The sequence below is a fragment of the Arcobacter sp. F2176 genome (assembly GCF_004116465.1).
GTDB classification, from domain to species: Bacteria; Campylobacterota; Campylobacteria; order Campylobacterales; family Arcobacteraceae; genus Arcobacter; species Arcobacter siniprincipis.
This window is the reverse complement of record NZ_PDJV01000007.1, coordinates 128786-150977: the sequence shown is the minus strand read 5'-3', so window position 1 is coordinate 150977 and position 22192 is coordinate 128786. Positions and strand designations below refer to the sequence as shown.

21 protein-coding genes and 1 pseudogene are annotated in these 22192 nt (G+C 27.3%); 15 read left to right on the top strand and 7 right to left on the bottom strand.

What is annotated here, in order from left to right; all coding sequences use genetic code 11:
• Positions 1 to 3: 3 nt before the first annotated feature.
• Together CRU95_RS08535 and CRU95_RS08530 are read left to right on the top strand one after the other, a co-directional pair.
• Complete coding sequence (locus CRU95_RS08535; RefSeq protein ID WP_129100721.1) at positions 4 to 1287, top strand: PAS domain-containing sensor histidine kinase; 1284 nt, start codon at positions 4 to 6, stop codon at positions 1285 to 1287.
• Positions 1287 to 1997 (top strand): response regulator, encoded by a 711-nt coding sequence (locus CRU95_RS08530; protein ID WP_129100720.1) that lies wholly within the window; start codon positions 1287 to 1289, stop codon positions 1995 to 1997. The genes CRU95_RS08535 and CRU95_RS08530 overlap by 1 nt, the downstream gene beginning before the upstream one ends.
• Before the next feature lie 52 nt (positions 1998 to 2049).
• Here the strand turns inward: CRU95_RS08530 and CRU95_RS08525 are convergent, their stop codons facing one another.
• Positions 2050 to 2658, bottom strand: coding sequence for a TetR/AcrR family transcriptional regulator (locus tag CRU95_RS08525; RefSeq protein ID WP_129100719.1), 609 nt, complete (start codon positions 2656 to 2658; stop codon positions 2050 to 2052).
• 106 nt (positions 2659 to 2764) lie between these two features.
• On the opposite strand from CRU95_RS08525, the gene CRU95_RS08520 reads away from it, so the two are divergent.
• From CRU95_RS08520 to CRU95_RS08510, 3 genes are read left to right on the top strand one after another with little or no spacing between them, the layout of a single operon-like run.
• Entirely contained in the window at positions 2765 to 4249 is a 1485-nt protein-coding gene (locus CRU95_RS08520) for an efflux transporter outer membrane subunit (RefSeq protein WP_129100718.1), read from the top strand.
• The gene (locus CRU95_RS08515) at positions 4236 to 5369 is read left to right on the top strand and encodes an HlyD family secretion protein (RefSeq protein WP_129100717.1); all 1134 of its coding nucleotides are present in this window, start codon (positions 4236 to 4238) and stop codon (positions 5367 to 5369) included. Before CRU95_RS08520 ends, CRU95_RS08515 begins: the two co-directional genes overlap by 14 nt.
• 14 nt (positions 5370 to 5383) lie before the next feature.
• The gene (locus CRU95_RS08510; RefSeq protein ID WP_258238662.1) at positions 5384 to 6934 is read left to right on the top strand and encodes a DHA2 family efflux MFS transporter permease subunit; all 1551 of its coding nucleotides are present in this window, start codon (positions 5384 to 5386) and stop codon (positions 6932 to 6934) included.
• 23 nt (positions 6935 to 6957) lie between these two features.
• On the opposite strand, the gene CRU95_RS08505 is transcribed toward CRU95_RS08510, so the two are convergent.
• Together CRU95_RS08505 and upp are read right to left on the bottom strand one after the other, a co-directional pair.
• Entirely contained in the window at positions 6958 to 7818 is an 861-nt protein-coding gene (locus CRU95_RS08505; protein WP_129100716.1) for a DUF808 domain-containing protein, read from the bottom strand.
• 42 nt (positions 7819 to 7860) lie between these two features.
• Positions 7861 to 8484 (bottom strand): uracil phosphoribosyltransferase, encoded by a 624-nt coding sequence (upp, locus tag CRU95_RS08500; protein WP_129100715.1) that lies wholly within the window; start codon positions 8482 to 8484, stop codon positions 7861 to 7863.
• Between the two features lie 131 nt (positions 8485 to 8615).
• On the opposite strand from upp, the gene CRU95_RS08495 reads away from it, so the two are divergent.
• The 4 genes and pseudogenes from CRU95_RS08495 to CRU95_RS08480 all read left to right on the top strand — a co-directional run.
• Entirely contained in the window at positions 8616 to 9866 is a 1251-nt protein-coding gene (locus CRU95_RS08495; RefSeq protein WP_129100714.1) for a uracil-xanthine permease family protein, read from the top strand.
• A 122-nt stretch (positions 9867 to 9988) separates the two neighbouring features.
• Positions 9989 to 10324 carry a hypothetical protein gene (locus CRU95_RS08490; RefSeq protein WP_129100713.1) on the top strand — a complete coding sequence of 112 codons (336 nt, stop codon included), beginning with the start codon at positions 9989 to 9991 and terminating at the stop codon, positions 10322 to 10324.
• A gap of 58 nt (positions 10325 to 10382) precedes the next feature.
• Positions 10383 to 10574: a hypothetical protein gene (locus CRU95_RS08485; protein WP_129100712.1), complete on the top strand. Its 192-nt coding sequence runs from the start codon at positions 10383 to 10385 to the stop codon at positions 10572 to 10574.
• 12 nt (positions 10575 to 10586) lie between these two features.
• A pseudogene (locus CRU95_RS08480) lies at positions 10587 to 10841 on the top strand (DUF2780 domain-containing protein); the annotation flags it as partial.
• An 8-nt stretch (positions 10842 to 10849) separates the two neighbouring features.
• On the opposite strand, the gene CRU95_RS08475 reads toward CRU95_RS08480, so the two are convergent.
• Complete coding sequence (locus tag CRU95_RS08475) at positions 10850 to 11815, bottom strand: HD-GYP domain-containing protein (protein WP_164969755.1); 966 nt, start codon at positions 11813 to 11815, stop codon at positions 10850 to 10852.
• 171 nt (positions 11816 to 11986) lie between these two features.
• Positions 11987 to 12394, bottom strand: coding sequence for an NUDIX hydrolase (locus CRU95_RS08470; RefSeq protein WP_129100709.1), 408 nt, complete (start codon positions 12392 to 12394; stop codon positions 11987 to 11989).
• Between the two features lie 166 nt (positions 12395 to 12560).
• On the opposite strand from CRU95_RS08470, the gene CRU95_RS08465 reads away from it, so the two are divergent.
• Positions 12561 to 13454: a hypothetical protein gene (locus CRU95_RS08465; protein ID WP_129100708.1), complete on the top strand. Its 894-nt coding sequence runs from the start codon at positions 12561 to 12563 to the stop codon at positions 13452 to 13454.
• Between the two features lie 4 nt (positions 13455 to 13458).
• Positions 13459 to 15204, top strand: coding sequence for an RNA-directed DNA polymerase (locus CRU95_RS08460; protein ID WP_129100707.1), 1746 nt, complete (start codon positions 13459 to 13461; stop codon positions 15202 to 15204).
• Between the two features lie 639 nt (positions 15205 to 15843).
• Here the strand turns inward: CRU95_RS08460 and CRU95_RS08455 are convergent.
• Together CRU95_RS08455 and CRU95_RS08450 are read right to left on the bottom strand one after the other, a co-directional pair.
• A complete protein-coding gene (locus CRU95_RS08455; RefSeq protein ID WP_129100706.1) occupies positions 15844 to 16575 on the bottom strand; it encodes an IclR family transcriptional regulator in 732 nt (243 codons plus the stop codon).
• 68 nt (positions 16576 to 16643) lie between these two features.
• Entirely contained in the window at positions 16644 to 17207 is a 564-nt protein-coding gene (locus CRU95_RS08450) for a DJ-1/PfpI family protein (protein ID WP_129100705.1), read from the bottom strand.
• A gap of 183 nt (positions 17208 to 17390) precedes the next feature.
• On the opposite strand from CRU95_RS08450, the gene CRU95_RS08445 reads away from it, so the two are divergent.
• Genes CRU95_RS08445 through CRU95_RS08430 form a run of 4 tightly spaced genes read left to right on the top strand, consistent with a single transcriptional unit; the run spans position 17391 to position 22183 of the window.
• Positions 17391 to 19286, top strand: coding sequence for a TonB-dependent siderophore receptor (locus CRU95_RS08445; protein ID WP_129100704.1), 1896 nt, complete (start codon positions 17391 to 17393; stop codon positions 19284 to 19286).
• Positions 19286 to 19753 (top strand): hypothetical protein, encoded by a 468-nt coding sequence (locus CRU95_RS08440; RefSeq protein WP_129100703.1) that lies wholly within the window; start codon positions 19286 to 19288, stop codon positions 19751 to 19753. Before CRU95_RS08445 ends, CRU95_RS08440 begins: the two co-directional genes overlap by 1 nt.
• On the top strand, positions 19743 to 21668 hold the full coding sequence (locus tag CRU95_RS08435) for an EAL domain-containing protein (RefSeq protein WP_129100702.1): 1926 nt from the start codon (positions 19743 to 19745) through the stop codon (positions 21666 to 21668). Before CRU95_RS08440 ends, CRU95_RS08435 begins: the two co-directional genes overlap by 11 nt.
• Positions 21665 to 22183: a 3'-5' exonuclease gene (locus CRU95_RS08430; RefSeq protein WP_129100701.1), complete on the top strand. Its 519-nt coding sequence runs from the start codon at positions 21665 to 21667 to the stop codon at positions 22181 to 22183. Before CRU95_RS08435 ends, CRU95_RS08430 begins: the two co-directional genes overlap by 4 nt.
• Positions 22184 to 22192: the final 9 nt, after the last annotated feature.

Here is a 22192-nt window from a genome sequence, read left to right as displayed (position 1 = left end):
ACTATGATTATATCAATCTTAATATTTATTATTTTAATGCTTGTTTTATGGATATTAAGATTAGAAAATAAGATTTATAATAAAGAAAGAATTGAAAAAAATCTTAAATATAGAGAAGAACACTTTAAAACACTTTTTGATATTGCCCCTATATTTATTGATTCTTTTGATACAAAAGGACATTGTAAATTATGGAATAAAGAATGTGAACGAGTATTTGGGTGGAGTATGGAGGAGCTAAATGCACAGGAGAATGTATTTGCATTATTTCACCCAGATCCAAAACAACAAGAGATTATGATAGAAGCTTTTCGTACTAGAAAAGAGACACAATATATTGATATGAATCCTTTATCTAAAAGTGGAGAGATAATTCCTAGTAGATGGGTGAATGTTAATTTGTCTGATGATGAAATCATTTATATAGGAATAGATATGCGAGCGCAAAAAGAAGCTGAAACAAAGTTTTTAGATGCACAATTTCAATTACAAGAACTTAATGCTTCACTTCAAGATAGGGTTGATACAGGTATAAAAGAAATACAAAAGAAAGAAGAACTTCTTCTTGGGCAATCTAGACTTGCACAAATGGGAGAGATGCTAAGTATCATAGCACACCAATGGAGACAACCTTTAAGTGTGATAGGAATGAGCGCTTTTAGTATTCAAAGTAAGATTGATTTGGAAAAATTTGATTTTAATAATGAAGAATCACAAAAAAAGTTTTTACAATTTTTACAAAATGAGATGAAAGATATACATAATTATACTCAATATTTGACAGGTACAATAGAAGACTTTACGAACTTTTTTAAACCAAATAAACAAAAAGAATCTACAACCTTGGACATACCTATAGATAAGGCTTTAAATATTCTTAATACAATGATAAAAAAAGAAGATATTAAAATATTGATTGATAATCAAACAAGCAAAAGTATAAATATTTATGCTAATGAAGTTATGCAAGTTATTCTAAATATCATTAAAAATGATATTGATAATTTTATAGAGAAAAACATTGCAAATCCCCAAATAAACATTAGTATTCAAGAAGATAACAACAAGTTTATTATTACTATTTGTGACAATGGAGGGGGTATTGATGAGAGAATTATAGAGAAAATTTTTGATCCATACTTTTCTACTAAAAATGAAAAAAATGGTACAGGGTTAGGTTTGTATATATCAAAAATAGTCATAGAAAATCACAGTGCTGGTATATTAAGTGCAAAAAATACTGATATTGGTGCTTGTTTTGAGATAGTTTTATTTGAGGGAAAATAATGGGACAATTATTATATAGAAAGTGTAAAAATTTGAGTATTCTTTTTGTAGAAGATTATCTTCCTCTTCAAAAAAAGATAGCATCTGTTTTATGTGATTATTTTGGTGAAGTTCATACTGCTTTAAATGGAAAAGAAGGTTTAGAAATATATGAAAATTATCAAGAGAAAAATGGAAAACCTTTTGATATTGTGATGACAGATTATGAGATGCCAAAACTTACGGGTATTGAATTAATTAAAGCAATAAAAGAAGAAAATGAGAATCAAGTTTTTATTGTAATTTCTGCTCATCAAAATCCTAAGTATTTAATTGAGTATATAAATCTTGATATCTTATATTTTATTCCAAAGCCACTTAGCCCTGAGAATATCTTGTCTGTATTATCTAAAGTAAGTGATAAGTTTGATTCTTCAAAAGATGAATTAGTTCATATAAGTGATTCTCTCACTTGGAATAAAACAAAAAAATCTATTTTTTATAATAAAGAGTTAGTAATCCTAGCTAAATATGATTTACTTTTATTTGAAATACTTGTAGAATATTTTGGACTTATTTGCCCAATAGATAAAATATTAGACTATTTTTACTTAAATAATGAAGATGTAAAACAAGATAATATTAGAAATATGGTTGTTCGTTTGCGTAAAAAGATTCCTAATATAAAAATTATAAATATTTATGGAATTGGTTATAAATTAAAAATATAGATTTTTCATTTTAAATGGGAGTGTAATAAATTCTGTAGATAAATATTTAATATTAAGCCCTGTAAGCATCCATAAATACATTAATAGCTCTTATTGCCATTTGATCCATTTCTTTTTTTGAAAACTCCATATCAATCTGAAAGAGAAATTGATACATTAATTCTGATTCTAGAAGTCCACATAGGTGTTTTGATGCAATAGAAGTATCTATTTTTTTTATTTTATTCAATTTTATATTTTTTTCTAAAAAGTTAGAAATGATATTTTGGCTTTTTAATACTCTATTATTGTAAGCAATTTTTCCTAAATCTGTTATTCCTGATTGGCTTATTGTTAGTCTTCTTAGCTCTTTTAGTTTTGGTGAATACAAAAATGCTAGATATCTTTTACCAAATTCACATAACTGTTCAGATACATCTTTTCCCTCATTTGATTCATCTAATATTTTATGTACAAATATAAAATCTTCTGCATTTGCCATAGATACAACTTCAAAAAATAATTCTTCTTTTGATGGAAAATAATTATATAAGGTGGTTTTTGAACCACCAGCTTTGGCACAAATTTTTGACATAGACGCTCTTTCAAAACCAAATTCTTTAAAGACTTCTGTTGCAGCTTGAATTATTGTTTGTCTTTTTGTTTCTGTTTTTTTTCTCATTAATATTTCTTTTAGATAGATTTTTTAAAGTTATCTTAACATTTAAAAAGATAATATTCCTTTAAATGAACAGTACAGTACAGTACAATTTTGATGAAAGGTATAAATGAATAGAAAAATTGCTAATTTATTATCAAATTATAAAATATTAACTACAATGACGGTACTTAGTATAATGATAAGTGGTTGTGCTCCAATTCCTAAAAATAATGAATTAATTAAACCAAACTCAATATCAATGTATAAAATAAAAGAATCATTTGATAATAATAATACACAATGGCCAAAAGCGAGCTGGTGGAAAATTTATGGTGATAAACAACTTAATGAATTGATTAGTGAAGCCTTAAGTGATTCACCAAATATAATTTCAGCAATGGCAAGATTAAAAGAAGCAGATGCTTATACTCAGGTTACAAAATCGTTAAATTTACCACAAATAAGTGCAAATGCACAAGTAACAGAAGAAAAACATAGTTATAACTATATTACTCCTCCAAGTTCAACTCCTAAAGGTTGGAATGATTATGGACAAGCTACTTTAAATTTTTCTTGGGAGTTAGATTTTTGGGGTAAAAATCGTGCAACTATAGCTGCTAGTATCTCAAATGTAGAAGCTATGAAAGCAGAACTTGCACAAACAAGATTAACTCTTTCTAGTGCAATAGCAAGTAGTTATTCTGAGTTAGCACGATTATTTGCAAATAAAGATGAACTAAAAGAGTATTTAACAGTTCAAAATAAATTATTAGTTTTATTAAATCAAAGATATGAAAATGGACTTGAAAATAAATCAAGTGTTGATGATGCAAAAACTTTATTATCAAATGCACAAGAAAATGTTTTATTACTAGATGAACAAATCTCTTTACAAAGAAATAAAATAGCAGCACTAATGGGAGCTGGACCTGATAGGGGTCTTAAAATAACTCGTCCAACAATTAATTTTTATCAAAAAGAATTTAGATTTCCTAATAATTTAGCGGTTGATTTATTGGGAAGACGACCAGATATAATAGCTGCAAAAATGCAAGTAGAATCAAAAGAGTATTTAATACAAGAGAAAAAAGCAGAGTTTTATCCTAATATAAATCTTTCAGCATTTATTGGATTGCAATCTTTAGGATTGAATTTACTTCATGAAAAAGATTCTTATATGGGCTCAGTGGGGCCTGCTATTTCTTTGCCTCTTTTCACAGCAGGAAGATTAAAAGGTGATTTGAGAAAAAATACAAGTATATATGAACAAGCAGTTGCAAACTATAATCAAACTCTAACTCAAGCTTTAAAAGAAGTTGCAGATGTTGGTATTAGTCAAAGAGCATTGACAAAACAGCTTATAAAATCTCAAGAAGCATTAAATTCTTCACAAGAAGCATATGAAATAAAAACAAAGCGTTATGAAGGTGGACTTAGTAATTATTTAGAAGTTTTATATTCACAAGAAAATTTTATAAATACAAAAAGAAATTTAATAAATCAAAAAAGCAGAGCACTTACTTTGGATATAGCACTTAAGTATGCACTTGGAGGCGGATATACTCAACAATCGCCTATGAATGAAAAAGGAAATAATAATGGAAGAAAATAAAAAAATCAATGAAAAAGTAAAGAAAAATCAAAGTAAAAGAAAAAAAGTACTTTCGATTTTTTTGGTATTGATTGTCTTAATAGGAGCAATTTTTGGTTTGTATTGGTATTTTTATGCTTCACACTATGTTTCAACTGATAATGCATACACAGATGTTGAAATTGCACAAGTTACACCTTCTGTTGGTGGTACAATAAGTGATGTACTTGTTACAAATACTCAAGTTGTAAAAAAAGGTGATATTTTAGTAAAAATAGATCAAACAGATACTTCTTTAGCTCTAGAAGAAGCAAAAGCAAATTTAAGTTTAGCAATTCGTCGTGTAAAAGGTTATATGGCAAATAATAATGGACTAAATGCTTTAATAGAAGCAAGAAAAGCAGATGAGATGAGAATGAATGCAAAATTGAGTTCTGCAAAAGCTGACTTTGAAAAAGCACAAATAGATTTAAAAAGAAGAGAAGATTTAATCTCATCTGGTGCAATTTCAGCAGATGAATTGACAAAAGCAAAAAATGCCTATGAAAATGCAAAATCAAAGTTAGATTCAACCCTAGCAGAAGTTAAACAGTCAAAATCAAATATTGTTTCAGCAATTGGTTCAAGAAATCAAAATGCAACAAGAATTGATAATGTAAGTGTAGAAAACAATCCAGAAGTTCTTTTAGCAAAAGCTAGATTAGACCAAGCGATTGTAAACTTTAATCGTACGATTATTAAAGCACCTATAAGTGGAATAATTGCCAAAAGACAAGTAGAACTTGGACAAAGAGTTCAAGAAGGAACACCTTTATTATCAATTGTTCCTACTCATAATATATATGTAAATGCAAATTTCAAAGAAGGAAAATTGAGAAGAGTTAAAGTTGGTCAAGAGGCTATTGTTCATGCAGATATTTATGGAGACGATGTTACATATCATGGTGAAGTAGAAGGTTTCTCTGGTGGAACAGGAGCTGCTTTTTCTTTAATTCCTGCACAAAATGCAACAGGAAATTGGATTAAAGTTGTTCAAAGAGTACCAGTTCGTATAAAACTACTTCCTGAAGAGTTAGAAGCTCATCCTTTAAAAGTAGGTCTTTCAATGGATGTAGAAATAGATACATATAACCAAAAATAAAATGAGAGTTTATTATGCAAAATGAAAAAACTTCTTCTGAAGAAGTTATAGGAGAATTTAAATTATCTCCTACAATGTTTTGGGTTGCTGCACTTATGCTTACAACTGCAAATTTTATTGCAGTTTTAAATATGACTATTGCAAATGTATCAGTTCCTCATATTGCTGGAAATCTAGGAGCAACAGCTTCTCAAGGTACTTGGGTAATCACAGCTTATGCAATAGGTGAAGCAATAACAGTGCCACTTACAGGTTGGTTTGCTCTTAGGTTTGGTGCTGTAAAAGTATTTGTGGTATCTATGATTATGTTTGGGCTTTTTTCTATAGTCTGTGGGCTTTCAGATTCTTTAGGTTTATTAGTTGTTGCTCGGGTATTTCAAGGATTTTCTGGTGGACCTTTGATGCCACTTTCTCAAACACTACTTTTACGACTTTTTCCAAAAGAAAAAGCGGGAGTTGCTATTGGAATGTGGTCTATGACAACACTTGTGGCTCCTGTTTTAGGTCCTATTGTAGGAGGTTATGTTTGTGATGAATATAGCTGGCCTTGGGTATTTTTCTTAAATTCACCTATTGTTATTATTTGTGGTTTTTTTGCTTGGCAATTATTGAAAGATTATATTGAACCTTTAGTTAAAAAACCTATTGATGTAGTTGGATTATTTTTATTAATTATTTGGGTTGTATGTTTACAATTAGTATTAGATGAAGGGAAAGACCTTGATTGGTTTAGTTCCAATAAAATAGTAATATTAGCAATTGTCTCTTTTATAAGTTTTGTTAGTTTTATAATTTGGGAATTTTATGATGAACATCCTGTTGTTGATTTAAAAGTTTTTAGACATAGGGGCTTTACCATTAGTGTACTAACTGTAAGTTTGGCATTTGGTGCATATTTTGGTGCCAATGTTTTAACTCCTCTTTGGCTTCAAACTTTGATGGGATATACAGGAACGCAAGCTGGTCTTGCAGCTTGTTGGACAGGAATTGCTGGGCTAACAGTCGCTCCATTTGTGGCAAAAGCTGCAACTACTACAGATGCTAGAAAATTGGTTTTTGTAGGTGTTTTATGGCTTGGTCTTATGACTTTTTGGAGAGGTATTGCAAATACAGATATGGCATTTATTGATGTTATGTTGCCTCTATTGTTTATGGGATTTGGACTACCTTTCTTTTTTATTCCTGCAATGGGTTTATCCCTTTCAAGTGTTGAAAAAAATGAGGTGGATTCTGCAGCTGGATTATTGAACTTTGTTCGTACACTTTCAGGAGCTTTTGCCACATCATTTGTAGCAACTGCCTGGAGTAATAAAACAATTGAAAATCATGCTAATTTGGTAGCCATTACAGATAGTGATAATAGTATAAGAATGGCAATGGAGAATACAGGAATGAGTACGGATTTGATTAATCAGACAATAAATATGATGATAAATAAACAAAGTGTAATGTTGGCAACCAATCAAGTTATGATTACTCTTTCAGTAGTATTTGTTTTAGCAGCTCTTATGATTTGGGGAGCTCCCAAACCAGTGAAAATACCAAAAACAACTGGCGGTCACTAGATATAGAAAAGAGCTAAATGTATTTAATTTTTAGCTCTTTTAAAAACTTTTTTTAATATGTTGATAATAACTAAAAGTAAAAAGCCTACAATAAAACCTACTATTAAATGATTTAAAATAAGAGGAATATTTTCAAAAAAAACTTCTTCTATTGGATGAATATTATGTGAAAGAATTCCTCCTCCCACTAAAATCATGGCAAAAGTTCCAACAACAGCTAAGAACTTAATTATTTTTGGCATAAGGGCAATTAAAAAATTTCCTATTGTAACTTTGTTTTTTTCAATCAACCAAAATCCAATATTATCCATTCTAATAATAAGTGCTACTATTCCATATACTCCAAAAGTGGCAACTATTGCAACAAAGCTTGTCACAAAAATTTGCAAGGGTAAGGTTTCATTTAATACAGTACTTAAAGAGATTATAACAATTTCTATAGAAAGAATAAAATCAGTTAATATTGCTGATTTTATTTTGTCTTGTTCTATTTTCAAAATATTATCGCTTGTTGAATTTATAATCTCTTTTTCGTGGTGACTATGTAGTTTATTGTGAAAATACTCTTCTATCTTTTCAGCACCTTCATAAAGAAGGTATAATCCACCAAAAATTAGAATATAAGGGATAAGAAAGGCTGCAAAAGCACTTAATATAAATGCTAGAGGTAGGATTATGGCTTTATTTCTTAGTGAACCTTTTATAATCGCCCAAATTACTTTTAATTCTCTCTCTTGACTAAAGCCCATTGCCTTTTGGGCATTTACTGCTAAGTCATCACCTAAAATTCCAGCAGTCTTTTGAGTGGCAATCTTAGTTGTAACTGCCACATCATCAGCTAAAACAGCAATATCATCTAAAAGAGCAAATATGCCTGAAGCCATTATTAGCCTTTATTTTAAAATTATTTAGGATAAAAAAAGTTTTTACTCATGTGTATAAAATGCTCTATCTCCTGCATCACCAAGACCTGGTCTTATGTATTTATTATCATCAAGTCTTTCATCTATTTGGGCTATGAAGATATCCACATCAGGATGAGCTTCTTGAACAGCTTTTATACCTTCCGGAGCTCCTAAAATATTTAAAGAGATGATTCTTTTGGCACCTTTACTTTTTAAATAAGAAATTCCATCTATAAGTGAACCACCAGTTGCTACCATTGGATCTAACAAAAGAACGGTTTTATCTTCGATTTCTGGGATATTTTCATAAAAAAGTTTTGATAAGGCAGTCTCTTCATCTCTTTTCATAGCTAAAAATCCACTTCTTGCATATGGTAAAGTTCTTAAAATACCTGTAAGCATAGGTTCACCAGCTCTTAAAATTGGTACTAATACTAATTTTTGTACTTCTATCATTTGAACATCTAAAGGACCTTGCCATGTATTTATATTTTGTGTAATTGTATTAAAATCAGATAAGGCTTCAGCTGCAATTATTCTTGAAATCTCTTCAATTGTAAGTCTAAATTCATTTGATGCTGTTCTTACATCTCTTAATCTATTTATTAGATGTTTTACTAGTATATTAGTACTTTCTTTATACATATTTTGTCCTATTTTATTTTATTATTTGGGCCAGATTATATCGCAAAATTGCTTATATCCTAAACAGTGGTTTACATAATATTAACCATTATTTGGTTACCATAACAAAATTATTTAAATAAAGAGGATAAATGAAACCCACAGATTATAATTTTAGAATCAAGGATTCTATTCTTGGTATTCAGTTTTTGTTTGTTGCTTTTGGTGCACTTGTACTTGTACCAATTTTGACAGGACTTGATCCAAATGTTGCACTTTTTACTGCTGGTCTTGGTACTTTAGTATTTCAACTTGTAAATAGAAAAACAGTTCCACCTATCTTTTTAGCTTCATCTTTTGCTTTTATTGCTCCTATTTCTTATGGGGTAAAAACTTGGGGAATAGCTGCAACTATGTCCGGACTTGTTGCTTCTGGACTATTTTATGTTGTGCTTAGTTTTATTATTAGATTAAAAGGTGATAATTTTATTCATAAACTTTTACCGGCAGTTGTTGTGGGACCTGTTATTATCTCTATTGGACTTATTTTATCTCCAGTTGCAGTAAATATGGCTATGGGTAAAACAGGAGATGGAGCGATTGTTTTAATTCCCTTTGAAACAGCTATTATTATCTCTATGATTTCTCTTTTTACTATGGTATTTATATCACTTTTGGGAAAAGGTATTTTCAAACTGATTCCTATCTTAGGTGCTATTTTGGTGGGTTATGTTGTTTCAATATTTTTTGGGGTAGTTGATTTTTCAATTGTAGCAAAAGCTTCTTGGTTTTCTATGCCAAACTTTACAGCACCAGAATTTAACTGGCAAGCTATTATCTTTATTTTACCAATTGCTATTGCTCCTGCTATTGAGCATATTGGTGATATGTTGGCTATTTCAAATGTTACAAAAGTAGATTATCTTAAAAAGCCAGGATTAAAAAATACACTTTTAGGTGATGGTTTAGCAACTTCTGTTGCATCAATGTTTGGTGGTCCACCAAATACTACATACTCAGAAGTTACAGGTGCTGTTACAGTAACAAAAGCCTTTAATCCTGCAATTATGACTTGGGCTGCTATTGCTGCTATTGTTTTAGCATTTGTTGGGAAATTAGGTGGAATACTAGCTACTATCCCAGTTCCAGTTATGGGTGGAGTTATGCTATTACTTTTTGGAATTATTGCAAGCGTTGGTATCTCTACTTTAGTAAGAGCTAATATTGATTTTAACTGTCCTAGAAACTTAGTTATTGTTTCTATGATTTTAGTTTTTGCAATTGGAGGAATGACATTTAATTTTGGTGGAGTTTCATTTTCAGGAATTGGACTTGGAGCTATTACTGGTATATTTTTAAATCTTATATTACCGCAACCAAGAAAAGACGACCATATTCTTTAGATAAAAGGAGAAAGTCTCCTTTTATCATCTTCTATAAAATTATTAACTCATTTATTTTCTGTCGCTATATTGAAACCATCTTAAAGTAAAATTTTTTCTTAATAAAAATAATGGAGAAAAAAGTGAAAAAATCTATTGAAGAAGCTCTTCAAGCTAAGAAAAGTATTGACCCAAAAGAGTTAAAAAAACTTTCGAAATCTTCTAATTATAAAGTAAGAAGAGCAGTGGCTCGAAATCCAAATACTTCTCAAAAAACTTTAAAGAAACTACAAAATGACCCTATCTTAAATGTTGCATATATGGCAAATAAATTTATATCAAAAAAGATATTATTTAAAGATTCTCCCTCTTTAACTTATCCTTGTGTTATTTGTGAAGAAGATGAATCGAAATTCCATAATATATGTCCTACTTGCAATAAAACTAATTCTCATAAAAGTACTAAACTATTTACTTAAATAAAAGAAGAACTAATAATTTCTTATGGTATAATTTTCTAAAAAGTAAGGAAGAATAGTGAATAAAATCCTATTATCTATAATGTTTCTACTTGTCACATTTTCTCATGCTGGAATGTTTGACCAAGTTAAAAATATGATCTCTAACGAACTTTCAAAAACAAGTGAAAATGACTTAATAAGCTCTATCTCAAAAAATATGAACATAACACCAACTCAAGCTACAACAGGAACAGCAACAATTTTATAATATGCAAAAAATCAAATTTCTGATACTGACTATACTAGTTTGTTAAAAGATGTTCCAGCTTTAGGTAATCTAAATACTTCTTCATTGACAGATAGTTTATTGAATAAAATTAGTTCAGCTGAATCTGTACAAACTGCATTTAAAACTTTGGGAATGGATTCTAATATGGTTAGTAAATTTGTACCATTAATTATTGAGTATGTACAAAAAGTAGGGGGTGTTGATTCTTCTACTCTTTTAACAAGTGCCTTAAAAGGCTTATTATAGTTTAATTATTATTTGTGTTGTTGTATTTTATTCATTTCTTCTTTAAATACTCCAATGAAGTGATTTACAACATTACCATCTAGATGTTTTGACATCTCTTTTTTCATCATAACAAGGGTATTAAATGTGCCTGTTGAGTTTTTATAACTTTTATTGGTGGTTAAGGCATCAAAAACATCACATACAGCAATTATTTTTGCAAAAATACTCATGTGTTCAGCTTTTTGCTTATCTGGATATCCGAAACCATCAACTCTTTCATGATGATTTCTAATACCTGATAATATCTCTTTATTTGTAATTCCTAATTGTCTTGCCATTGCCCATCCATACATTGGGTGCTTTTTAACCTCATTAAATTCATGTTCAGTCAAAATACCTTCTTTATTTATGATTTTGTCACTAATTTGAGTTTTCCCTAAGTCATGAAGTAAGGCAGATATTCCTAAGTTTTCTAAATCTTTTTTATTCATGCCCATATGTTTACCCAGGCATAAGGCATAAACGCTTACATTTAATGAATGAGTATGCGTATAGTAATCACTTGCAAGTATAGTTATAAATGAACTTACTGAAAAACTATCTTGTAAAATTGTAGATACCATATCATTTACTATAATTTCTACTTCTTTTACATTTTTTATTGTTTGAGGATTTTCAAATATATTATTTACAGTATTTCCAACTTCTTCATAAAAATTTTTCATATTTTTTGGTATGAGTTTTTTGCTCATAAAATCATTATAATAATTTTCATAAAATTTTCTTTCATTTTCATGAACATACAGATATCTGTAATCAGACAGATTTTCAATATCGTGAAGAATAAGTTTTCTACTTTTTGTAGAGATTAAAGAAACATTTTCTTCTTTTGAGTTTTTCCCATATAAATCAAAGAAAAATTCAACACCTTCATTTATTATTTCTTTATTAATAAGATAATATTTTTCTTTATTTGTTATGTATTCATTCATGCCCATTTTAAACTCACTTAGTAATTATGGTATTAATTCATCTATATTAGTCTAAAAAAAATAAAACTTATATTAAAAAATAATTTTATTATATATTATTATATAATCTACTTAGTTATCAAATTGTTAATTATAATTTAATTATCCAATTTTTATTTTGACATTCATCTATTATTTCTTTAAAAAGTCATTAATGATTTTTTTATGGTCAAAGACCAATTTATCAAGTGGTATTTTGTCTTTTTCATATATAAATACTTTTTTTGCATCATCTTGAGCTATAGGTTCTCCATAGGCTTTGCATATAAAAACTATTGATACCGTATGAAATCTTTCATCTCTTTTTGGGTCTGAGTAAACTCCAAGGAGTGATTCAATTGTAACATCAAGTGAGGTTTCTTCTTTCATCTCACGAACTACTGCATTTTCAACTGTTTCGCCAATATCAACAAACCCACCAGGAATAGCCATTCCTAGTGGTCTGTTTAATCTTTCAATCAAAACGATTCCTCTAAAATTTTCTTTTTCATCATATAGTTTTATGATGCCATCAACTGTCAAATAGGGTGTCTTTATCATTGTTTTCTTTCTATTTAGTTTTATTTTTCTTGTTATTTTTTAATATAACTAAAGTATATTAATTATATTATTGATTTGAATAAAATTATTTTCTATTATACTAAAATATAGTTATAAAAATTGATAAATGATAGCTTTATTAAGAAATTTAAATTAGAGGAAAAATATGATACCAAATTTATTGTGGAAAAATGAAGTTCTTTATCAATCAAAAAAATTAATAAAACTTTATAAAGAAGAATTAGAATGTCTAGGCATGTATGAGTATGCAACAAATTGCAAAGAAGAAAAAAATGATGGAGCAATTGGTGGTAGGAATGAGGAAGAAACAAAAAAACATTTCTCTGAACGTTTTTTAACATCATCGGCGAGAGTGCAATTTGTCGTTTTAGACCCGAAAAAATATTTTTTAGAAATTTCAAAAGATTTAAAATCAACTTTTTCAAGTGGAAATATTTCTCTTTTAGATATTCCATGTGGAACAGGAGCTGGTATATTATCTTTATTATCAAATTTAGCTGAATTAAGACAATTTTCAAAAGTACCAAGATTACCTATTTCTATAGATATTTTAGGAGGAGATTATTCAAAGTCAGCTTTAGATATATATGTAAAATTATTAAATAAAATAAAATTGGAACTTGAAAATGAATTGATATTTATAACTTTTGATATTTTTGAATGGAATGCATCAGATATGAAATCTACTAATCTTTTAACAACACAATGGTTAAAAGATGAAGATAAATATGAAGAATTTTACATTTTTATGTCTGCATTTAGTGGGGTAGGAAGTAGTAATTATAAGAGATTTGAAGAATCATTCAAATTTATTCAAAATAGGATATGTCATCAACCCTCAACAATTATTTTTATTGAACCAAATACTAAAGAATCAAATATTTTTATGAAATTATTAACTAAAACTTATAATGTTTGTTTATCATGGCTTAATGGAAAAGAAGAATCAACAAATGGAGAAAGATTTAATTGGCATGATGAGATTAGAGATAATACTGCAAAAAGTGAAGTATTAGTTAAACAATATTCTAGGAAATAAAAAAATGGGAAATGAATTATATAATAATGTAGCAATTCGAGCATTAAATCAAACAAAAACATTAAATCCAATTATCTATTTGGCAGTACGATGTTTTTTTGAAAATTTTTCTAAAAAATATGGAGATATAAATCTTTTAGAAGAATATATAAAAAGAAAATTATATGTTCGTAAATATTGGAGTATAAAAGAAAATAAACTTTATAAAGAAAAAGAAAAAGATGAATTTATTTATCGAGATGTGTTATCATTATCAGCTTTTGGAGTTATTTGTGAATCTTTTTTAATGAGAAAAATTGTTGATGAGGAATGTTTAGAAAATAAAGATTTTGTTTATAGTTATATTTTACCAGATAGTAAAAAATCAACAAGAAATTATCAATATTATTTTAATGGATATAGAGAAAGAAATGAAGCAATTCTTTTAGCATTAAATAATAATAGTGAAAAAATTGCATTAGTTTTGGATTTACAAAAATTTTATCCTTCAGTTAATAAAGAAAATGTGAAAAAAATTTTTTTAGAAAAAATAAAAAAAGGAAATGATGAGATTAATAAACTAAGTAATAATATTGTTTGTTCTCTTTTAAATAGTTCTTCTTCTGGTATTCCAATTGGTCCAGATTTAAGTCACTTAATGGCTCAAATCTATCTTGAATATTTTGACGAGAAAATGATTGAAAAATTTCCTAATAATTATTTTAGATATGTAGATGATATAGTTATTATTTGTAATGGTGAAGAAAAAGATTATATAAAAGATTTTGTTAAAGGTATTCTACCTCCTGAATTAAAGATAAATGAAAGTAAAACAGATAAATTAACTTTTAATGAATGGCAAATTCTTACAAAATCAAATGATAAAATAAGTGAAAATTTTAATGAAATATTAAATGAAATTACTGCTTTTATTTCTATGCATCCTTTAAAAATTGATGAATTAGAAGAGATGCTAAATAAACAAGGTTTTAATATTCCTCTGAGAAGAATAAAAAAACAGTCTAAAAGTAAAAATTATATGAGATTTATACAATCTTTAATGCGTGGAATAGGTTTTTTATCTACATATGAAATTTATTACATGAAACCAGAATCAATTATTTCTAAATTGGTTTCTTTGAAAGAATTTTATTTATTAAAATTTAATGAACTATCTCAATTCAAATATAGTAATGATAATAGTGCTGAAAATCGAAGTAATACTCAACGATTAAAATTTATTTTAAATAGATTATTATATCTGTGTACATTAGAAGAATTAGAAAAATTACTAATAAAAATTCCTAAAACTGAAAAATTTTCTGATACAAAAGAAGTAATATTGTCATTAAGTAATAAAAATTTAGTTAATACAATAAAATTTGGAGGGAAATTAGTTCAAACTGTATGTGAATTATGGAAAGAAAATAATTTTGCTAAAATTAATTTTACAAAGGAAGATTTTTTACAATTTAGAAATCTTAATGAAGTTATAGATTCAATAATTATAATGTATTTATATCAAGTTATAACTTTTGAGAAAGATGAAATCTTGAAATATTTAGATTTTATAAATAAAGAATATTTTTTAGTAATTATTGATGAAAAATATATTCCTACATTAAAAGATAATGAATATATTATGGAATTATATGGATTGTTAAAAAACGTAAGTTTAGAAAGGAAAAATGAATTATTATTTACAAGATATGATAATGATGAAAGTATACAGTTAGCAGGATTAGATTTAGGGATAGGGTATTCTTTATAAGAGTATATGTATTTTAGAACACTTTACTTTTATAAATACTTGAAAGTCTTCATTTCTCTTACTTTATATGAACAAAGTAAGCAAAATTACCAACAAAATTTCAAAAGCCCTTTGGATTACCTCACTTATTATTTATCTTTTGTCTGTACCAGAATTTAGTCACTTCGTTTCGGCATCTGACTTGTAAAACTCACTTAAAAATATGCTATTAGAATATTTGTTATGTTCAAACAGTTACAAGTCTTTCCCGAAAAGAGAAATAAACATTCAGCTTTTGCAAATGTTGGGAACAAAGGTGGGATAAGGACATTTACATTTTTGATTTGTTTAGATTCCAAACTTTTACTTACTCCAATTAATATTAAGGTGATACAAGAGAACTAACAACCGAAGGGATTTTTTTTTCTGCCTTTGATGAAGCTAAGATTTTAGACTTTTTTTTCGGGGAACAGTGAGGACTGTTTGAGTAAATAATGACCTAAATGGTCATTATTTAGGAGTTCCACAACGCAGAAAAAAAAGACTGAAATCTTAGGGAGCTTTGCCTTCATCAACTCGGCAGTCTTTTTTGCTTACTTTTTCGAGACCAAAAAGTAAGAAGAGCGGAAACCTTTAGGTTTTCAAGAGTGAAAGAAACTTTTACAAAACAATAGAATACCGACTAACAATATCCAAAATCATCTTCCCATATTCATGGGATTTATCCAAAGTCAATCTATCCTTGGTACCAGAAATACCAACAGAAGCAATTAAAATATTCTCATGATTAAATAAAGGAACACCAACACACCTCATACCATCTTGATACTCTTTATCATCAATAGAATAACCATTTTCCCTAACTTCTTTTAAAGTATCTTCTAGACTCTTTAGACTTGTAATAGTATTGTGAGTATATGAGTTTAATTTTACTTTTTCTAAATCAAAATTTCCAAAAGCTAGGATTGATTTACCCAAAGCATTTGTGTGTAAAGGAGCTTGTAGACCTATTTTATTTCTTGTTTTAATTATCCTATCTGAATTGTCAAATTGATTTATGTATAAAACTTTGTAATTGTCAAAGACCCCTAAATAAGAACATTCATTAGTAATTGAATATATCTCTTCTAGTAGGGAGTTTGTTTTATTTACTATAAGTTCTATTCTTGTCTTTGAACTTATTGGTTTTATTATATCAGTTGCAATTATTTCATTTGATTTCTCTAAGTGAGTTATAAAGCCTTCTTCTTCAAGTGTTTTTAGTAATCTTGACATGGTACTTTTTTCTATGTTTAGTTTTTTGCATAGTTGTTTTGCTAAAATAGGTTTATCATAGTTCACAATTTCTTTGTAAACTTGTAAACCTTTTGTAAAAGATTTGTTAGTTGACATAATAGAACTCTTTTTGTTTATTATATCAAATAACAGAACTATTTTTAAAGTTCTGTTATTTTGAAAATTTAAGCTAGAAGTTCATTGAATTTTGCAAGCCATTTTGGATGAGCAGGCCATGCAGCAGCTGTAACTAAGTTGCCATCTACATAAGCATCTTCAAACCCAATATCTGCCCATTTCCCACCATTTGTAGTAAGATCAGGAGAACAAGCTGGATAACAAGAACAAGTTCTATCTTTGACTATTCCAGCAGCAACTAATACTTGAATACCATGACAAACAGAAGCTATTGGTTTATTTTTTGAATTAAAGTTTTGAACTATTTCTAAAACTCTAGGATATAATCTGATGTATTCAGGAGCTCTTCCTCCTGGAATTAGAAGTGCATCATAACTATTTTCATCTATTTCATCAAAAGTAGCATTTAAAGCAAATTTATGCCCTGGTTTCTCTGTATAAGTTTGATCACCTTCAAAATCATGAATTGCAGTTTTTATTTGATCACCTGCTTTTTTATCTGGACAAATAACATCAACAGTGTGTCCTAACATCAAAAGAGCTTGAAATGGTACCATTAATTCATAATCTTCAACAAAATCTCCAGCAATAATCAATATTTTTTTTGACATAATATTTCTCCTTTTTATTATTGATAAATGATATATCATAAAGTTTTAATTTAGAATTTAAAATGAAACTAATTATTTCTAGTTTCATATTATGCAACATTAAATGTTTTAAATAAACAATTAAATTTATTTTGGCTAAAATTTGGCTTTATGTGCGTATATGACTACAAAACTAGGTATTAGATGAAAATATTATTATTGCTTTTTTTATTTCTTTCAACATTATTTTCAAGTACTTTAGAATCTTTACTTGATCAATATGAAAAAACCACTGAAAACTCATTGCAAACTGTAGATGAGAAAATGGGGCATGTTCGTATTTATTCGCAAAAAGAGATGAAACTTATGCAATACCATAAATTAAGTGATATCTTAAAAGAACTTCCCCTTTTTACACTAAATAAAAATAGATATGGAGTATCTAATCCATCCCTTGCAGGAAGTAAAACAACTGTTAGTGGATTTTTTAGGTTTTTTATAAATGACCATGAAATAAGCTCAGCTCAAACTAAATCACCCTTTATTATTTGGGGTGATTTACCTTTAGATTTTATTGACCATGTTGAGATATATTATGGACAAAGTTCTTTTTCTCTTGGAAATGATAGTGGAGTATATTTTATAAGACTTTATACTAAAAATCCTGAAAAAGAAAATGGTGCTGAAATTACTTCTCAAATTTCTAATAATCATACAAATTCAAATGGATTTACTTATTCATCTCAATTAGGTACAGATTGGTCATATTTAATATATTTAAATAATACAAAAATAAGAGATGAGTCCGATTATAAAGACAGAAAACTTTCAAATGATTCTCATAGGAGATATCTTTACTTAGATGTAAAGAATGAAACAACAAGTATCAATGTTGGGTATAGTGATTTAAGAAAAGATAACTATATGGGATTCTCAAAAGATATAACTCCAAACAGTGGTGAAATATATTCAAAAAACTATTTTTTAGATGTTACCAAGTATTTTTTAGATGATAAATCAATAAAATTTAATTTTTCAATTGGGAAAAATAATAGAAAATATGAAGAAGAAAATAAGGAAGGCATTACAATTATTCCTTATCTTTTTTCTCCTTTACAAAATATTACAAAATATAATGAAGATTTAAAGCTAACAAAAACAAATGCATATTTATCAAAAACATTTAATTATAAAAACAATAACTTTTTAGCTGCACTAAGCATGGAAAATAAAAAGTATGAAGTAAATAATAGAACTCTTATTAATTCAAATACTTCTATTGATGTAGGAGAGTTTAACAACTTTAATGAAGAGAGTGTTTATTCTGTGTTATTTCAAGATGATTATAAAATAAAAGATGATTTAATAATTATAGGAAATGCAAAGTATGATAAATACAAAAGAAAAGGATTTTTAAAAGATTCTACAAATAGTAATTATAGAATAGGAACTATTTATACCCCTTATAAAAATTTTGGTCTAAAAAGTTTTTATACAATAACAACTGTACCTCAAGATTTTTATAGTATAGATTTTGCTTTACCTTCTAACAAAGAATTAAAAGAGCAAAAGTACAGATTCTACACTCTTGAAGGTGTTTTTACTACAGATAACTCAAAATTTGGAATAACATATGATCATGTTACTATAAAAGATTTTATATATCTTTCTTCTTATGGTTTTGTAAATGTTGATCACAAAATTACAACTGATGGTTGGATATTTGATTATGAGTATAATTTTGCAAACCAAGATAAAATAAAACTTAATTATTATTTAACAAGTTTGAGTGAGATTGCAAATAATTCACAAGATGGTGGATACATTAAGTATATGGGAGAGTATAAAAGGTTTGAGTATTTTACTTCATTAAACTACAAAAGTTCATATTCTTATAAAGATGTTCATGTTGGTAGTGCCTATGATGTAAGTATTGGTAGTACATATAATGTAACTAAAAATTTAAGTCTGAGTTTAAAGGGTGAGAATATTTTTAATAAATCAACTCAATCTCTTTTTTATGATGTAAGTACAAAAAAAGACTTTGCACTTAAAGATTATGGAAGAAGTGTTACTATGACACTGAAATGGGTATTCTAATGAAAAGCCTAATCTTAATATTAAGTATTATTTCATCTTTATTTTCTTCTTCTCAATATACTTTTTTAGTCAATGAATATGATAAAGAGATTGAATTAGAAGCAAAAATTATTGCAAAAATTGCAAAAAGTTCTTTAAATGAAGATATTAGGCTTTTTATTCCAAATATAACTAATATGGAAAAAAGAGTTTATTCTAAATATTTTCTTTTGACTAAAACTTGTGAAAATTCAAACTTTGTTTTCGTTAAAAATAATAAGGAAGATATTAATAGTTGTTCTCAAAAAAACAAATTATTCTTTACTAATAACTATAAAAAACTACTTTCCAATAGAAAATATTTCGGAGCATTTTTTTGGAATAAAAGTAGACCTAATATTGTTTTTATAAAAGCAAGATTAACCAAAGAACACATCAAATTACCAAAAGATTATGACCAATTTGTGGAAGATTTTGATGAAAGATAAGTTATTTATAAAAAATCCTTTAAGGATTATACTTCTAACTGCATTCATTTCTTCCCTTTTGCTTTTGCTTTTATATGGAATTACGATATTAGAGAATAAAGTTGAAAAGAAAATGGTTGAAATTTCTATTTTTGATGTTATCTCTATTGCCAGAAATGATGCTACTTCAATAGAAAGAATATTAAATAATGCTAAAAATGAAGATTATGTTAAATACATAGAAAAAGATTTTACATTGCAAAAGAGAATAGAAGAACATCTAAAAATACTTTTAACAAAGAATATAAAATATGCATACCTTTTATATAAAGATGAAAAAGGTATATTTAGATTTTTAGTTGATGGTTCAAAGCCTGCTGAAAAAGCTACAATAAATCAAAAATTTGATATAGAAAGTGAAAAGTGGTTTAATTTATATAAGACTAAAGAACCTCAATTAATAATGCACAAACTTTTGCATGAATTATCAATTACATACCTTGTACCTATTATTCAAAATGGTGAAGTGAAACTTATTTTAGCAATAGATTTTTCAATCAATAAGATTGAAGATATCAATGAGATGATTACTGTAATCAAAAATGTAATTATTGGAATTATTCTTATTACTTTTATTTTCTTAATAATCTTAATTATTCAGACATTCAAATATAGTGTTATGAAAAAAGTAGTTTATATTGATAAGTTAACAAATGTTTATAATAGAAACTATTTACAAGAATCAGAAGATTTTATTAATTTAAATGATTATGTTTTAGCTACCCTTGATATAGATTTTTTCAAAAGAGTAAATGATACTTATGGGCATGATATTGGAGATAAGATATTAAAAGATGTGGCAAAAATAATTCTAAAATCTACAAGAACTAAAGAAGATATTGTTATTAGGTATGGAGGAGAAGAGTTTGTTATTTTAGCAAAAGCTAGAAGAAATGACCATGCTAGTGCTTTAAACATAATAGAGCGAATTTATAAAAATATTCAGAAAAATAAATTTTATATCAATAATGAAAATTATATTAATATTACTGTTTCTATTGGAGTTAATCTTGTTCCTTTTAAATCAAAAACTTTTTCAGAGGCTTTTAAGCTAGCAGATATTGCTTTATATAGTGCAAAAAACAAAGGTAGAAATACTATTGAAATTTATGATGAAAATGAAGATCAAATTGCTAATTGTTTGTCTATTAGCGAAATAAATGAGGCAATGGATGAGAATAGAGTAATTTGTTTTTATCAAGGGATTGTTGATACACAAACAAAAGAGATATCACATTATGAAGCACTTTTACGAATAGTAGATAAAGATGGAACAATCATTACTCCTGATAAAATTTTACCTGCTATTCGTGGTACATTTATTTTAAGAAATATTACAAAATGTGTTTTAGATATTTGTTATAAAAGACTTTTAGAAGATGAAAAAATCAAAATCAATGTTAATCTAAATCCCCAAGATATAATAAATGATTCTATTTTAAGTATTTTAATAACTTATGCAGAAGATAGAAGCGTATCAAACAGGTTGGGTTTAGAGTTAGTTGAAAATGAAGATATTATGACTTGTCTTGATGCAAAAGAAAACCTATCTATGTTAAAAGAGTTGGGATATAAGATTTATATAGATGATTTTGGAAGTGGATATTCAAACTTTATTTATCTTACTGAAATAAAAACTGATTATATAAAAATTGATGGAAATATTATTAAACGAATACTTGAAGATGATGTATCCTTTTTATTGGTAAAAAGTATTGTAGCCTTTGCAAAAGAAGCCAATATAAAAGTAATAGTTGAATATGTTAGTAGCAAAGAGATTTTTGATAAAATAGAGTCTTTAGGAATAGAATACTCTCAAGGTTTTTATTTCTCTATTCCCTCTTCTTTTGAAACAAAAGATTTAGTTGTTAGATGATAATTTTAGACTTTGAAACAAATAGCCATAATGAACATGATGTTATAGAAGCAGCAGCTGTAAAATTAGAGTTAGTAAATGGAGAATATACAGTTTGTGATAAGTTTCATAGATACTATCTCTCTCGTTATCCTGTGAATCCTTTCTCTTATGAGGTTCATAAACTTTCCCCTGAAGCTATACTAAAAATTAGACAAAACTCCTCTTATGCCTCTTATTTTAAAGAAGATGAAGAGTTTGTAGAGTTTTGTGGTGGAGCAGAAACACTGGTTGCTCACAATATTAGTTTTGAGCTTCGTCATTTAAGACAAATTGTAAATTTTAAAAATCATATTTGTACAATGAAAGAGAATAAGCATATTGTAAAAGCTTTAAATAAAAATGCCAAAATTAAAAATCCAACTTTAGATGAAGTGTGTTTTTATTATGGTATTGAGTTTGATGAAAGTAAACATCACAGTGCTACTTATGATGTTAGTAAAACTTTTGAGATATTAAAAAGAATGAAAATTTAAATTAGTAAA

What these genes read in the sequence shown, in the direction of transcription:
- CRU95_RS08430 (WP_129100701.1), top strand. Translation starts at nt 21,665, where the DNA reads ATGATAATTTTAGACTTTGAAACAAATAGCCATAATGAACATGATGTT.
- CRU95_RS08475 (WP_164969755.1), bottom strand. Translation starts at nt 11,815, where the DNA reads ATGAATGAATACATAACAAATAAAGAAAAATATTATCTTATTAATAAA.
- CRU95_RS08440 (WP_129100703.1), top strand. Translation starts at nt 19,286, where the DNA reads ATGAAAAGCCTAATCTTAATATTAAGTATTATTTCATCTTTATTTTCT.
- CRU95_RS08520 (WP_129100718.1), top strand. Translation starts at nt 2,765, where the DNA reads ATGAATAGAAAAATTGCTAATTTATTATCAAATTATAAAATATTAACT.
- CRU95_RS08450 (WP_129100705.1), bottom strand. Translation starts at nt 17,207, where the DNA reads ATGTCAAAAAAAATATTGATTATTGCTGGAGATTTTGTTGAAGATTAT.
- CRU95_RS08495 (WP_129100714.1), top strand. Translation starts at nt 8,616, where the DNA reads ATGAAACCCACAGATTATAATTTTAGAATCAAGGATTCTATTCTTGGT.
- CRU95_RS08455 (WP_129100706.1), bottom strand. Translation starts at nt 16,575, where the DNA reads ATGTCAACTAACAAATCTTTTACAAAAGGTTTACAAGTTTACAAAGAA.
- CRU95_RS08535 (WP_129100721.1), top strand. Translation starts at nt 4, where the DNA reads ATGATTATATCAATCTTAATATTTATTATTTTAATGCTTGTTTTATGG.
- CRU95_RS08460 (WP_129100707.1), top strand. Translation starts at nt 13,459, where the DNA reads ATGGGAAATGAATTATATAATAATGTAGCAATTCGAGCATTAAATCAA.
- CRU95_RS08465 (WP_129100708.1), top strand. Translation starts at nt 12,561, where the DNA reads ATGATACCAAATTTATTGTGGAAAAATGAAGTTCTTTATCAATCAAAA.
- CRU95_RS08505 (WP_129100716.1), bottom strand. Translation starts at nt 7,818, where the DNA reads ATGGCTTCAGGCATATTTGCTCTTTTAGATGATATTGCTGTTTTAGCT.
- CRU95_RS08445 (WP_129100704.1), top strand. Translation starts at nt 17,391, where the DNA reads ATGAAAATATTATTATTGCTTTTTTTATTTCTTTCAACATTATTTTCA.
- CRU95_RS08470 (WP_129100709.1), bottom strand. Translation starts at nt 12,394, where the DNA reads ATGATAAAGACACCCTATTTGACAGTTGATGGCATCATAAAACTATAT.
- CRU95_RS08530 (WP_129100720.1), top strand. Translation starts at nt 1,287, where the DNA reads ATGGGACAATTATTATATAGAAAGTGTAAAAATTTGAGTATTCTTTTT.
- CRU95_RS08510 (WP_258238662.1), top strand. Translation starts at nt 5,384, where the DNA reads ATGCAAAATGAAAAAACTTCTTCTGAAGAAGTTATAGGAGAATTTAAA.
- upp (WP_129100715.1), bottom strand. Translation starts at nt 8,484, where the DNA reads ATGTATAAAGAAAGTACTAATATACTAGTAAAACATCTAATAAATAGA.
- CRU95_RS08515 (WP_129100717.1), top strand. Translation starts at nt 4,236, where the DNA reads ATGGAAGAAAATAAAAAAATCAATGAAAAAGTAAAGAAAAATCAAAGT.
- CRU95_RS08525 (WP_129100719.1), bottom strand. Translation starts at nt 2,658, where the DNA reads ATGAGAAAAAAAACAGAAACAAAAAGACAAACAATAATTCAAGCTGCA.
- CRU95_RS08435 (WP_129100702.1), top strand. Translation starts at nt 19,743, where the DNA reads ATGAAAGATAAGTTATTTATAAAAAATCCTTTAAGGATTATACTTCTA.